The following is a 13,551-nucleotide window of genomic DNA, read 5'->3' as shown; positions in this document are numbered from 1 at the left end:
AACCGGGCTTTGGGGAAATTAAACCGTGAAGCTATGTCCGCATCCGCACGAGGTTTTCTCGTTCGGATTCACGAATTTGAAGCCCTGCTTCATCAGCGTCTTTTCCCAATCGAGGACCGAGCCATTCAGGTAAATCAGGCTCTTCGGATCGACCACGACGCGGACGTCGCCGTAGTCGAACACGCGGTCGCGCGCGCGGGGGGGGCCATCGTGAAACTCGATGACGTAGCTGAATCCGGAACACCCCCCGCCGCGGATGCCCACGCGCAGGGAGGTGTTGGGCACGCCGCGCTTTTGAATCTGCGCGCGAATGGCCTCCACCGCGGCAGGGCTCACCGTGATGGAGGGCTCTTTCTTCTGCTCCGTGGCCGGAACAGGCGCAGCGGGTGCAGCCGATTCAACGTGCTGCACGACGGGCTTCCTGCTTCTGCCGGTAGTCCTCGATGGCGCTCTTGATCGCGTCTTCCGCGAGCACCGAGCAGTGAATCTTCACCGGCGGAAGATTCAGCTCGTTGACGATGTCCGAGTTCTTGATGGCCTCGGCCTGCTCGACCGTCTTGCCCTTGAGCCACTCGGTGGCGAGGGAGGACGACGCGATGGCCGAGCCGCAGCCGAACGTCTTGAACTTGGCGTCTTCGATGACGCCGTCGTCGTTCACCTTGATCTGCAGACGCATCACGTCGCCGCAGGCAGGGGCGCCAACGAGACCCGTTCCAACGTTCGGATCGCTCTTGTCCAGGGTGCCGACATTGCGGGGGTTTTCCGCGTGTTCGACCACTTTTTCACTGTACGCCATGTCTCGATCTCCGGTTGTTCCGTCGGGCTCAGGCCCAAAAATTCTTTTTTCTCTCTCGGGGAGCTCGAGGGGGCTGAAGCCCTCCTCGAAACCACACAAACGAGCTCGAGGGGGGGGCCCCTCGAGACCAGACTAGTGAGCTACCCAGCTGACCGATTTTAGGTCGATGCCCTCTTTGTGCATCTCGTAGAGCGGGGATAGGTCGCGAAGCTTGTTGACCTTGTCGACGACAAGGTCCGCTACGTAGTCGACTTCTTCCTCGGTCGTAAAGCGTCCCATGCCGAATCGAATGCTCGAGTGCGCCAACTCGTCGCCGACACCGAGAGCCCGCAGGACGTAGCTCGGTTCGAGGCTCGCCGACGTGCATGCGGAGCCAGAGCTGACCGCGACGTCCTTGATGGACATCATCAAACCCTCGCCCTCCACGAAGTTGAAGGACAGGTTCAAATTGCCGGGCAGGCGGTGCTCGAGCGAGCCGTTCACGTAGACCTCCTCGAGGTTCTCCATGATGCGGGCACGCAGACGCTCGCGCAGACGCGAGAGCCGGGCGGCCTCCTCGCGCCACTCGTTTTTGGCGATTTCCGCCGCTTTGCCGAAGCCGACGATGGAGGGAACGTTCAAGGTACCCGAGCGGTTTCCGCGCTCATGGCCGCCGCCGTCCATCTGGGCCACCAAGCGCACGCGCGGCTTGGAGCGGCGCACGTAGAGGGCGCCGACGCCCTTCGGACCGTAGAACTTGTGCGCGGTGATGGAGGCCAGGTCGACGTTGAACTTCTGCACGTCGAACTCCGCCTTGCCGATGATCTGCACGGCATCGCTATGCAGCAGCACGCCGCGGGCGCGCGTGATTTTGCCAATCTCCTCGAGCGGCTGGATGGTGCCAATCTCGTTGTTGGCGGCCATGATGGTCACGAGGATCGTCTTTTCCGTGATGGCGTTGGCCACCTCGTTCGGATCCACCCGCCCGTCTTTGCCAACGCCCAGGTACGTGACCGTGTAGCCCTCTTTTTCGAGGCGCTTGCACGTGTCCAGAATCGCCTTGTGCTCGATGACGGACGTGATGATGTGATTGCCTTTGTCCTTGTAGAACTCGGCAACGCCCTTGATGGCCAGATTGTCCGACTCGGTCGCGCCGGAGGTGAAGACGATTTCCTTCGAGCTCTGCGCGTTGATGAGCGAGGCAATGCGCTCGCGGGCATAGTCGACAGCTTCTTCGGCCTCCCAACCGAATTTGTGGCTGCGGCTGGCGGCGTTTCCGAACTTCTGCGTGAAGTACGGAATCATCTCCTCGATGACGCGCGGGTCGACCGGGGTCGTCGAGTGGTAATCCATGAAGATCGGGAGGTTGACGGACATTGTTCTTTCCTTGTCTGGAGCCCCTTGTCGGGAGGGGGGTTCAGCTTGCTCGGAACCCTGCAATGAGCTCGGGAACGTGCTCGCCGCAGGTATGAAGATCACAGGCCTTACAGGCGGAGAGCATGCGGTCGGGATCGCAGACCTCGCACGTGTCGAGGTAAACGAGGCTCGCCTCGAGCTCGTGCTCGAGGGCCCGGAGCCGATGAATGTGCTCGCGCGTTTCGGCCAGCTTGCGCTTGTAGGTTTCCTTCATCCGAATCATCGCCCGCGGGGCGGAATGCAGCTCTTCCCACTCGCGCACGATGGTTTGAATGTCGGTAAGGCTAAATCCCATTTCCTGAAGCCGGCCGATCCAGCGAATGCGCACGAGCGCGTCGGCTCCATAGAGGCGGTAGCGGCCCTTCGAGCGGGCCACCGGGGTGAGGAGACCTAGCTCCTCATAGAGGTGAATGGCGCGGACCGTCTTGCCGGCCTCGCGGGCGAGATCGCCTACTTGCTTGAGCTCACCGTCCGACGCACCCTCGCCGTCGCGATCGGGCGGATCGGGCGGCGGATGCAGCATAGGAAGGCGCACGTTGTTGCTCATAGCTCCACAGGCACTCTTACCCATACGTGAGGGTTTGACAACACCCTTACGTTAGGGTGCGGGATCTTTTCAGACCAGCTTGAAGCCCTATGGAAACGGCTTGCGTGCCCGAGGGGCGCCGGAGATACAAACGATGCCCGCCATGCCGAAGCAGCCAGGTCTCGACCCACGTCGAATGCCGCGCCCGGAGGGGGGCTCCTCGCTCGAGGTGCAACTTACTGAAATTACGATGGAATTCGTTGCGCGCATCGTGACGACCATCCGCAATGCGACGTTTGCGGAGGTGGCCGGGCTCGATACCGCGTCGCTGGCAAGCCACGCGGCCGCATCGGGCAAGCCGAAGCGGGCTCCGCGTGCCCCGGCGGCTCAGCTGCTGCTGACCGAGCGAGCCGGATCGGACAAAGCTCAGAAGGCCGGCGCCATGTTCAAGGAAAGCGGAACTGGGACAGGTCTGCTCGACACTGCGCAAGGTCGCCGCGGTCGCCGGCCACGCCAGACTCAGGAGAAGAGGGGTGAGCTTGCCGAGCGCATCATCCGTGTGCTCGCGACCGCAGGGTCGCCTCTAGGGGTGCGGGCGCTTGCAGGCGAGCTCTCCATCTCTCCGGATCTGTTGGCGTTGCCGCTGCGGGAACTTCGCGACCAGGGCAAGATTCGAAAGCTCGGTGAGAAGCGAAACACCACATATTCGCTGCAGTAGAGAGTCGTAGTCCAACGTAGGACATTCGGCGCTCGAGAGCTTGCTTCCACCTACAAACGCGCTGATTTCCCGCAAATCGTGGAAAGAATCGGCACGACCTTCGCTAGTCGAAGTCGGTAAGCCGATTCCGTAGCCCGCGCGAACGCGTGCTCTCCACACACACGGGACACGGCTTCTTTCGACGGCTCGAAAAGGGGGGGACTGCAGTGCTAGCCCTAGATCCGCAGCATATTCACGTACACGATCACACCTTTCACGCTCTCAGTCACGACAACGACCCGAAGCGCAAGGCGCAAAAGCTCTTCTCGTTGTCCGAGGTGGTGCACGACAAGGTTGGGGATGCGCGTTGGGCAGCGGACCTCCTGGGCGAATCGCTCGCCCTCGATCCTTCGCGGCTGGATGCGTTCGAGCGGCTCTTTGCGCTGTACACGGAGCTGCAAGATTGGGATGCGCTCACGCATTGTTACCGCGAGCGGCTCGATCGCACGTCGGTGGACGATATCGAAGTACGGTATGCGCTCATTCATCAATTGGGCGTCGTCTACCGGGAGAAGCTCGGCGATGCGCCGCGCGCACTGGAGTGCTTCAAGGCCGCACTGGCGCTGAAGCCCGACAGCGACGAGGACCGCAAGCTGATGTGCGAGCTGCTGGTCATCGTCGGGGAGCTCGACGAAGCCGTGGACTTCACGCGCAACGTGATGGAGCGCAATCCGCTGGCCGTGGAGCCGATGAAGGAGCTCTACACGCTCTTTCTGCGCAAGCGGCACTTCGACAGCGCATGGTGCGCCATCGACGTGCTGGGCGACACGCTGGCGGTGAAGCTCACGCACGAGCAAGAGCGGTTTCTCGTGGGCTACTCGCCGATGGCGCTCGAGGCCGTGCCGGGGCGGCTGCTGCCGGAGGCGTGGGATAGCCACATTCTGCATCCGGATCTGGATCCGACGATCACGTCGATTCTGCGCATCGTGGTGCCGGTGGTGGTGCGCGCAAAGATGGGGTCTCGAGGCCGCCGCGAGCGTGACGATGATTTGGGCGGGCGGCTCGCCGAGGAGCAGACGGACACCACGTATCCGATTCTGCGCACCTTCCTCGACGCGTCGGAGATCCTGGGGCTGTCGCCGCCGGATCTGCGCGTGAACCACGGGATGTCGAGTCCCTTCTCGGTGGCCATCGCGGAGAACCCCACGGTTCACGTGTCGATCGAGCACGTGCGCGAGCTGTCGTCGGGAAGCCGCGCCTACTTCGCCGGCAAGTACATCGCGCTCTTGCAGCCCGAGCTGCTCGGCCGCGCTCTGTTTCCCACGGTGCCCGCGCTCAAGTCGCTCATCTCGTCGGCGGTGCGCATCGCTACGTCGCACAGCGGGATTTGGAACACGGGCGACGATCTGGATATCTGCCTCCGCCAGGCGATCTTGCCCGACGAATTCGAGGCGCTGCGGCAGATCGTGAAGGCTGCTTTGGCCATGGGCTCGCTGCTCGACGTGGGCCGCTGGTCGAAGCTCGCCGAGATGTCCGCGGCGCGCGCAGGCCTGCTGCTCGCGGGCTCCGTCGACGTCGCCCGCCGCGCGAACGTGTACGAGCCGCATTACCTGGGCGAGCCCACCTCGGGCGAGTGGTTGTCGGATCTGATCTCGTTCGCGTTGAGTGACACGTACGCCGAGTTGAGGGCAGCGATCGGCGTGAACGTGCCGAACGGCTAACGCGGCTGCAGGCGGCGGGCGAGGGCCTTGGCCTTGGCGAAGGCCACCTTCGGGGCCTCGCCCGCGCCCATCGTGACGGGGACGTGGCCTCCCCGGATGGCGCCGTACACGACGGGCGCGGAGTGGATGGTGCCGTCGAGCAGAATGGCCAAGCGACGGCCCTGCCATTTTTCCGTAGCGTCCTCGAAGCGGCGAGCCGCATCGTCGGAGAGGGTCATGCTCACGTAGGACCCACCGTTTCGCTCTGCGACCGCCTCCGCGCCGACGATGTCGTCCTCGGTTAAAATGGGCTCGCCGACCAAGATGTACGAGCGAATCCCGACAATGGTCTCCTGGCCGGTATCGCGATCGGATTCCGTGATGGTGAAAACGCCCCAGTGAGCTCCTTGGGGTAGGGAAACGGTGGCAAGCCACTGATGGAGGCGTTCTTCCGATGCCGCCACGCCCTCACTTTCGTGCACGGGAGCACGTGCAAAGTGCACGCGATCGTCTCCCACGTTCTCCGTGAAGATGGAGATTTGCCCATGCTCTTCGTCGTTGACGTTCCCGAGGGGGTCGATCGCATCGTCGACGGGGATTACCTCCAATCGTGCACGAGGTTCGGTCTCGGGGCGCGCGCTGGGACGCCCCGCCCACGCGAATACGACTCCGGCCACAATCGCGCACGCGGCGAGGATCGCCATGCGACGGGCGTTCGAGCAAGGCACCTCGAAAGGATGCAGTGACGCGGCCTGCTCCGCGTCCGGATGGCGGCTCGGAGGCTCGGCGCCCAAAAACAGGTGCCCGAGGATGGCCCGCGCACGATCGGCATCGTTTGGACGTACGAGGAGCCGCGCCGGCGCGTACGGCACGAACGCTTGCCAGAACGCGAGAACATGCATGCCCGCAGTCTCCACGGCAATGCCGTGCGCGCCCAATGCCGCGCGGATCACGGGCACGGCGGATGCGCGCCGCTCTTCCCACACGGGCACGAGGCCTAGGCCGTGGCTTCGCACGGCATGGACAAAGTCCAGGAGCACGGGCAGCACGAGGATGCCGGGGGAAACCAGGGCGGCGGGCCGTGAGTTCTCCGCGAAGACGACGACGACGAAGTAGAGAAGTGAAGGCGCAAGTGCACGACGCCACGCCACCCGCGCCTCGCGACGAAGCTCCTGAGGGCGCTCGGAGCCAAGGCGCGCAGCCAGATCGCTCATCTCCGATGGGCGGTGCAGGATCCAGGAAAGTGCCACCCCGAGGACGGCATTCAGGGACAACGTGGCCAGTGCGTGGACGAAGGTCCCTCGCTGCAAGGCGGAGGTGATGCGCTCCGTTGGGAGGCCCAAACTCGCCAATGTCGCCGGCAGCATCAACAGCGAGATGGTCCAGGTATGGGCCAGGTACGAGCTCGAAGGGAGCGGAATGTACGGATGCACCACGAGTTGCTGCGCGTCACGATCCCGGTACGGCGTACCCGGACCCGCTCGGGATGCACCGTTTGGCTCGGCTGCCTGACCGGCTCCACGCAACATGACCCACGTGGCCACGAGCGCAACGACCAAAGCCGCCGCGTCGAGCGCAAGTGCGCGAGGCTCGTAGGCCGGGGAGCTAGCGTCCGCGATGGCTGCAAGGAGGGCGTCCAGCGCGCCCACACACATGAGGGCGACGATGCCATTCAGGCATCCCCAACGCGTGATGATGCCGGCAACGACGAATTGAATGCAGACGCCACCGACGAGCGTCATCATGAGGAGTGCCACCAATGAGCCGCTGGGCGCCCGACCACCCCCAAGGATCGCGGCGAGGCGGTAGCTCTGTACGACCGCGATGACGAGCGCCAGGACCCGCGCTGCGGTCTCCAATTTGGTGCGACCTGCAGGATTTCCATGCCTCAGATGCCGCCAGCGCGGCACGAGAAAGGCCACCACCTCGACCAGAATGTACGCCGCGATGATGGGCTCGATGCCCAGCGCAAAGATACCGAAATCCGCGCGAGAACCCGGGATGCGCTCGACGATGTCCTCGGGGATCTCGGGAAGCAGGATCCGTTCGCCCGCGAGGATGACGAGCAAGGGAAGCCCGATCGTCACCAACAAGCGAAAAAGGAGCGAACGATTCATCGAGGCCTCCCGATGGAGATCGTCCGAGGGAGGGAGGAGGTTTCGTCTTTTCGAGCGAGGGCGGCGATCGGGGACTTCCGAACGACTAGAAGATCGAGCGCGAGCGCGATCACGATCACGATCACGACCACGTGATCGTATTCGTGATCGCGCTCGTCTTTTAGACCGCCTCAGAACGTCACATCGACGCCCGCTGTCTCTTTCACGATGTGCCCGAGCGTCGCAAACAGTTCGGCGCCCGTTCCCTTGTCGTCGAGCCAGCGGGAGGTGGCTTCTTCATACGAGAAGTGCCAGGCGCGTGCGTTGGCGGCGAGCCAGATTTGGCGGGTGGGGCGTTGCGTGTTGACGATGCAGCGCGTGCCGTTGCGGAACAAGATGGTGACGACGTCGCCCGCGCGCTCGCAATCGGCTTCTTCCGGATCGACGTCTTGGAAAGCATCTTCGATGCGGCGGAAAGCGGAATCGGCCAGCTGTTGGTAATGCGGCTCTTCGAGCAGGGACATGATGGCAAAGGACCTTTCCGCGTCCTGACTAGTTCAGCGAGTATGGGAGGGCCAACGTAAACGGTGCGATGGTCGCATCGAAGGCCCGGCCGTCGGAGCGATGCATTTGATACGTGCCATGCATCTCCCCGCGCGGAGTGGTCAGAACACAGCCGCTCGTGTACTCGAAGTGATCGCCGGGCCGCAGAAAAGGCTGCTGGCCGACGACGCCCGGACCACGCACCTCTTCGATGCGACCGTTGCCATCGGTGATGACCCAATGGCGCGTGCGAAGCTGCGCCCCCTCCGTGCCCTCGTTGTGAATCTTCACGGTGTACGCGAAGACGTAACGCTGCGCGCGGGGGGACGATTGCTCGGGAACGTACACGGACTCGACCGAGACCCGAATCCCTTGTGTGACGGCGGTGGACACGATTCCTCTGTTTTACTAGGCCGCCATGTGCGGTGCGAGAAAACTGTGCAGGCTGGCCCACTTCTGCCGTGCTGCAGGGCGCCACACCATGGCATCGAAGCCGTGGACCTCGCCCGGCGCGATGAAGAGCTCATTTTTCACACCGAGCCGGTCCAGCACGGCCTTCATGCGCTTGGAGTGGGATAGAAGAATGTCGCGAGTGCCCACCGAGAGGAAAAATGGCGCCAGCTCTCGCCTCAGGGTCACCAAGCCCCGTTCGAGCAGCAGGAGCGGGCTTGCGAGCGGTACCGCTTCGCAAGAGCCATCGAAGGCCCCTGGGCCGAGGTAGGCAGCACCGACATCGAACAGCAGGCGCTGGATGTAAAGAGGTAAGCGCTCACGGGCCATCATGGCCTCGATCTCGGTCAAGTCGAGGATGGGGTAAGTCGCCACCACGGCCCGCAGCGGGATGTTCGCATCGAAGATACGGCGCGCGAACGTCTCGGGCAGGCGCGCTGCGGAGGCGATGCCCAGGGCGGTCACCAAATTGCCACCTGCCGACTCACCGGCCAGCGCGATGCGATCGGGATCGCCCCCGTATTCGGCGGCGTAACGATGAACCCAGAGCAACGCTTCGGAAACATCTTCGAGCGGCTCGGGGTACGGATGCTTGTGCCCCAATCGATAATTGACATTGAAGACCAGATAGCCCCGGCGCGCGAAGGCCATGGCCATCACGTAATGGGTCTCTTTGGACAAGGTCGCGAAGCCGCCGCCGTGCACGTAAAGGATGACGGGCAGCGGCTTCATGGCCCGCGTGGGCACGTAGACGTCGAGCCGGTGTTCGCGCCTTCGCGTGGGACCGTAGACGATGTCGCGCAGCACGCGGACGCCGAAGCGCTCCGGCGATGCGTCCGGCATGGAGAAGCGCAGGTACGCGAGCGCATGGGCCGCCGTGTCGACGGCCAGCGCGCGCAGAATGCTCTCCTGGACGATCCACGGATGCTTGAAACGGAGGGCTTTCATGCGGGTTTCTCCAGCTAAGCATCCGCCGACGCGGTGCGCAATGCCGCACGAACCCCGTTGACAGGCCGGCGATCGAGACCAACATCTCCCAGTGCGTGAGGCATGTCGCCCACGCGTGTAACCCCGCCGGGAGCGAGACAGCCTCGGCGAGTTGGAGAAGAGAAAAATGCATTCTGGAATGCCTCCGGGCTTGTTTTATTGGTGGGCAAACGCGCGTCGTCGTGAACGATGCGGCGACGAAGGCTCCGTGCACGAGTACGCTGGCTGGCACGGACGGCGCGGGCGCGGACGTGATCGCGAAGACGGCCCCCCGGGCCCCCCGGCATGGGGCGGCTGGCACGCAGGTGGGTGGCACGGGCCGTGGGGCCATCATCACGAAGATGGCGGCGGTTTCGGCGTGCGAAGACCGTTGCGGTTTCTTGCGCACAAGCTCGATTTGAGCGAGCCCCAAGTCACCGAGCTGGCGAACATCTTGAACGATCTGAAAACGGAGCGGGCCCAAGCCGAAGTCGACGATCGCCGCACCATGGCCGCATTTGCCGATGCCGTGGCCGGCAATTCCTTCGACGAAGCGCGCGCGAAAGAAGGCGCCGATCTGCGCACGAACAGCGCAGAAAAGCTGCGCGAAGCGGTCACCAAGGCCCTCGGCCGCATCCACGCCCTGCTCGATGACGAACAGCGAAAGCGCTTCGCGTACTTGATTCGAACGGGCGTGCTCGCGCTCTAAGAATCAGAAGAATTCACAGGGAGGCGGGGAGACGGGGAGTTTTTGGGGTTCAAAGCATCGCAATGAGTCCTGTTGCGACCCAATCCAAAACCTCCCTACCTCCCGATCTCCCTGTTCAAATTCCCATTCTTCCAAATTTGGGAGTCGGCTGAGCTAAAGTCGTGGGGTTATGCCCCGACGACTTCCCCCTGCCCCGCGCCTCTCTGGAGCCTTTCTTCGAGCTGCAGCACGCGCCGCGCGCACCAAGACGGGAAGCGTTGCCGTCTACCATGCGCTGCGTGCCGACTTGAAGATCGGCGAGCTCGAAGAGCTACCTGCAGAAGCGCGGGGCGGTCCTCCATTGCACAACCGCGTCGTTGCGGCGCGGCCGCCTCGCGCCGCCGAGGATGCGCGACTCCCCTTGCCCGCGCCCCCATGGTCGGGCACGAGCGCCAGTTATGTTGCACATTACACGCAAGGCACGCTGACGCCGGAAGACGTGGTCGTGCGCTGCCTGGCCGCGGCGCGCGAGCTCGCCGGGCGCATGCCCACCGTGGGGCCGCTGCACGAGGAGATGCCCAAAAAAGCGGCCCTCGGTGAGGCCAGCGAGAGCCGTGCGCGCTATGCGGCAAAGGCGCCCCGCGGCAGCTTCGACGGCGTGCCGTTCGCCGTGAAAGAGCAGACCGCCGTGCGCGGGTTCGCGCGGCAGGTGGGCACGATCTTCATCGACCCGATGCCGATGAAAGAAGACGGCACGTGCGTCGCGGAGCTTCGTCGCGCGGGCGCGCTCGTTCTCGGTACGACGCCCATGACCGAGTTGGGCATGTCGCCGTCGGGGCAGAACAAACATCGTCGGCTGCCGAAGAATCCGCACGACCCACGGCACATCGCCGGCGGCTCCAGCACGGGCTCCGGCGTCGCCGTAGCCACCGGCCTCGTGCCCTTTGCATTGGGCGCCGATGGGGGCGGCTCGATCCGCATTCCGTCGGCCATCAACGGCGTCTTCGGCATCAAACCGACATGGGGGCGCGTCAGCCGGGCCGGCGACTACGCCGTCGACAGCACCGTCGCGCACGTGGGACCGATCGCGTCGTCCACGGCGGATTTGGCGCGCGTGCTCGAGGCCATCTCCGGCCCCGATCCGCTCGACCCGGAGACGCTGTTCGCGGCGCCTGCGAAGCCTGCCGCCGGCGAGTTCCTCGCGGCGCTAGGCCGTGGTGTGCGCGGGCTCGTGATTGGCGTGGACGAAGAGGAATGGGCCGACGCCTCCCCCAGCGTGCAGCGCGCGGGGCAAGATGCGCTGCGCGCACTCGAGCGCGAAGGTGCAACATTGCAGCGCGTGCGCATTGGTCTGGCGCGGCAAGCGCCACTCATCGGATACATGGCCATCGGCCTGGAGACGCGTGGCGCGCTGCAGGTCGACTGGAAGCGACACGCCGGCGACATGGGCTACGATCTGCAAATAGCCATGGCGGCCCTCGGCGAGGCGAAAGCCACCGATCACGTCGACGCGCAGCGGCTACGCAGCGGATTGCGACGCGAGGTGGCGGGCGTCTTCCAACGCGTCGATCTGTTGGCGCTGCCAACCACGGTCGACACCGCAACCGCGGCCTCCGAAGACGAAATGGCGTCGGGTTTCCTCGATGCGCGCGTGCTGGCAGGGCTCGTTCGGTTCAACTTTCTGGCGAACCTCACGGGCCTGCCTGCCCTCTCCGCACCCGTCGGGCTCGATGCGCGGCTTCTTCCCATCGGTCTTCAGCTCGTCGGAGATGCGTGGGACGAAGCAACCGTGTTGGCTGCATCCGCGCACCTGGAGCGCCTGGGTGCGGCGAAGGTCGAGCGACCGGCCGTGTCCGTGCGGATTCTGCCGTAGCATCCCGCGAAATCGCGTGGCATTCTGACCATGGGGGAGGGTTTCGGGGCCATGGTGCACGCGGTCACGCCGATGGTAGCCATTTCGGTGGAGAAAACGATTTTCTGGAAGATCGCCATTGAACGAGAACACCAGTTGGTGCGGCTGATACGAACTCCCGCGCCGTACGTCGAGTTGTCGGACATCAACGCGTCGTTCGTGCAAGTCGATCGCGCGCTGCAGGCCATCGATCGCAAGTCGTGGCGCCTGTTGGTCGATCTTCGCGAGGGTCCGCGCCGCAACGATACCGAGTTCGAAGCGCAGATGGATCGCTACCGAAAGGGCCTCGTCACCTCTTTCCGCCGCACGGCGCTCATCGTGAAGTCGGCGACGGGGCTGCTTCAGGTCAAACGCCACATGCACGAAGACGGCGCGCTCCACGCCGCCGTGTTCATGTCGGAAATTCAGGCCATGCAGTACCTCGAGCACGGGCATTAAGACCCTAGGTACTGCCCATGTGGAATCCGAACCAGTACGAGCGCTTCAAGGCGGAGCGCGATCTTCCGTTCTTCGATTTGATGGGCATGCTTCGGCGGGATCCGCGACCGGCGCGATCAATGCGAGTGTTGGATCTCGGTTGCGGCACCGGCGAGCTGACGAGCGTTCTGCATCGCGATCTCGGCGCGGCCGAGACGCTGGGCATCGATTCGTCGGCCGAGATGCTGGCGCGCGCGCCGAATGTCCCGGGGCTGCGCTTCGAGAAGGCCAACATCGAGACCTTCGCGCCGAGTGCGCCGTTCGACCTCGTGTGGTCCAACGCGGCGCTGCAATGGGTGCAGGATCACACGTCGTTGTTTGCGCGGCTGACGAAGTTCGTGGCGCCGGGTGGACAGATTGCCGTGCAGATGCCCGCCAATTTCGATTACCCGACCCACGTGATCGCGGCGAAAGTGGCCGCGGAGGCGCCCTTCGCCGAAGGTGCCGCCACGCCATACCGCAGGGATTTTCCGCTGCTCACGCCGGAGGGCTACGCCAAGCTGCTGTACGACTTGGGCTACACGAAGCAGTGCGTGCGCTTGCAGGTGTATGCGCATTTGCTGCCCTCCCGCGAGGATGTCGTCGAGTGGGTCAAGGGTTCGCTGCTGACGGACTACCAGTCGCGCCTTTCGCCGGAGCTGTACGAGCTCTTTTTGGCGCGGTACAAGGAGCGCCTCTTGCCCGAGCTCGCCGACACGCGGCCGTTCTTTTATCCGTTCAAGCGGCTTCTCATCTGGGGAAGCCGTTGAGTAAAGTAGCGGCGTGCAGCTGTCTCGGAGATGGGTAGGAACGTCGTTGGCGCTGACCTCGGTTGCGCTCATCTCGGTTGCGTTCATCGAGGGCTGCGGGCCGAAAGAAGAGAAATACGAGTCCGTCTGCCAGATTACCCGCCAGGACGTGGTGGAGACGGACGCCCAGGGCAAGCCGGAGCTGATGGACCTCGAGTTGGAATGGGATCCCTGCCCCGGGGACCAGTTCCAGGTGGTGCGCGGCGGGCGTGAGTTTGCCCAGTGCATGATGAAGTACCACGTGGGCGATTACGTACCGGTGCACGTGCTCCACGAGTGGGACGCGCGCGGCTACTACAAGTGGGATCTCTTCCAGGTTGGCGACTGCCCGCGCCCCATCGAGCGCACGTCGGAGGGCTCGTACGAGAAATCGCAAGAGTGCACCGAGCGCAAAGCCTACGGCCGCCCGGTGGGCTTCACCTGCAGCCGGAAGCCATTCCGTCAACTCGTCAAAGTCTGCCCCTGGATGGCGCGGGACTAATCATTGGACGGCGAGAAGAATGAAGATTCACAGGGA

General features: G+C 64.1%; 15 protein-coding genes. 7 read left to right on the top strand and 8 right to left on the bottom strand.

Annotated features, from left to right (window positions below):
• Nucleotides 1-18: 18 nt before the first annotated feature.
• The 4 genes from LZC95_08640 to LZC95_08625 all read right to left on the bottom strand — a co-directional run bounded on the left by LZC95_08640 (nt 19) and on the right by LZC95_08625 (nt 2,726).
• Nucleotides 19-411: an iron-sulfur cluster assembly accessory protein gene (locus LZC95_08640; GenBank protein WXA96903.1), complete on the bottom strand. Its 393-nt coding sequence runs from the start codon at nt 409-411 to the stop codon at nt 19-21.
• Nucleotides 398-796 (bottom strand): Fe-S cluster assembly scaffold IscU, encoded by a 399-nt coding sequence (iscU, locus tag LZC95_08635; GenBank protein ID WXA96902.1) that lies wholly within the window; start codon nt 794-796, stop codon nt 398-400. The genes LZC95_08640 and iscU overlap by 14 nt, the downstream gene beginning before the upstream one ends.
• Nucleotides 797-928: 132 nt before the next feature.
• Complete coding sequence (locus LZC95_08630; protein WXA96901.1) at nt 929-2,152, bottom strand: IscS subfamily cysteine desulfurase; 1,224 nt, start codon at nt 2,150-2,152, stop codon at nt 929-931.
• A gap of 40 nt (nt 2,153-2,192) precedes the next feature.
• On the bottom strand, nt 2,193-2,726 hold the full coding sequence (locus LZC95_08625; GenBank protein WXA96900.1) for a MerR family transcriptional regulator: 534 nt from the start codon (nt 2,724-2,726) through the stop codon (nt 2,193-2,195).
• Nucleotides 2,727-2,967: 241 nt separating this feature from the next.
• Between LZC95_08625 and LZC95_08620 the strand changes: the two genes are divergently transcribed.
• Nucleotides 2,968-3,435, top strand: a complete 468-nt coding sequence (locus LZC95_08620; protein WXA96899.1) for a hypothetical protein — start codon at nt 2,968-2,970, stop codon at nt 3,433-3,435.
• 206 nt (nt 3,436-3,641) lie between these two features.
• Nucleotides 3,642-5,135: a hypothetical protein gene (locus tag LZC95_08615; protein ID WXA96898.1), complete on the top strand. Its 1,494-nt coding sequence runs from the start codon at nt 3,642-3,644 to the stop codon at nt 5,133-5,135.
• On the opposite strand, the gene LZC95_08610 is transcribed toward LZC95_08615, so the two are convergent.
• From LZC95_08610 to LZC95_08595, 4 genes are all read right to left on the bottom strand, one after another.
• On the bottom strand, nt 5,132-7,231 hold the full coding sequence (locus tag LZC95_08610) for a hypothetical protein (GenBank protein ID WXA96897.1): 2,100 nt from the start codon (nt 7,229-7,231) through the stop codon (nt 5,132-5,134). The two genes, LZC95_08615 and LZC95_08610, sit on opposite strands and share 4 nt — an antisense overlap.
• A 170-nt stretch (nt 7,232-7,401) precedes the next feature.
• Complete coding sequence (cyaY, locus tag LZC95_08605; protein ID WXA96896.1) at nt 7,402-7,734, bottom strand: iron donor protein CyaY; 333 nt, start codon at nt 7,732-7,734, stop codon at nt 7,402-7,404.
• 28 nt (nt 7,735-7,762) lie between these two features.
• A complete protein-coding gene (apaG, locus tag LZC95_08600) occupies nt 7,763-8,146 on the bottom strand; it encodes a Co2+/Mg2+ efflux protein ApaG (protein WXA96895.1) in 384 nt (127 codons plus the stop codon).
• A 15-nt stretch (nt 8,147-8,161) separates the two neighbouring features.
• The gene (locus LZC95_08595; GenBank protein WXA96894.1) at nt 8,162-9,151 is read right to left on the bottom strand and encodes an alpha/beta hydrolase; all 990 of its coding nucleotides are present in this window, start codon (nt 9,149-9,151) and stop codon (nt 8,162-8,164) included.
• 247 nt (nt 9,152-9,398) lie between these two features.
• On the opposite strand from LZC95_08595, the gene LZC95_08590 reads away from it, so the two are divergent.
• From LZC95_08590 to LZC95_08570, 5 genes are all read left to right on the top strand, one after another.
• On the top strand, nt 9,399-9,878 hold the full coding sequence (locus LZC95_08590) for a Spy/CpxP family protein refolding chaperone (GenBank protein WXA96893.1): 480 nt from the start codon (nt 9,399-9,401) through the stop codon (nt 9,876-9,878).
• Nucleotides 9,879-10,047: 169 nt separating this feature from the next.
• Nucleotides 10,048-11,730, top strand: a complete 1,683-nt coding sequence (locus tag LZC95_08585) for an amidase (protein ID WXA96892.1) — start codon at nt 10,048-10,050, stop codon at nt 11,728-11,730.
• Between the two features lie 30 nt (nt 11,731-11,760).
• On the top strand, nt 11,761-12,207 hold the full coding sequence (locus LZC95_08580; protein WXA96891.1) for a hypothetical protein: 447 nt from the start codon (nt 11,761-11,763) through the stop codon (nt 12,205-12,207).
• 17 nt (nt 12,208-12,224) lie between these two features.
• Nucleotides 12,225-12,995: a methyltransferase domain-containing protein gene (locus tag LZC95_08575; GenBank protein WXA96890.1), complete on the top strand. Its 771-nt coding sequence runs from the start codon at nt 12,225-12,227 to the stop codon at nt 12,993-12,995.
• Between the two features lie 46 nt (nt 12,996-13,041).
• Entirely contained in the window at nt 13,042-13,515 is a 474-nt protein-coding gene (locus LZC95_08570) for a hypothetical protein (GenBank protein ID WXA96889.1), read from the top strand.
• Nucleotides 13,516-13,551 lie beyond the last annotated feature (36 nt).

This window comes from Sorangiineae bacterium MSr12523, assembly GCA_037157775.1.
GTDB lineage: Bacteria > Myxococcota_A > Polyangia > Polyangiales > Polyangiaceae > Pendulispora > Pendulispora brunnea.
Note: the sequence above shows the minus strand (reverse complement) of the source record. Positions and strands in the feature narration are given on the sequence as shown.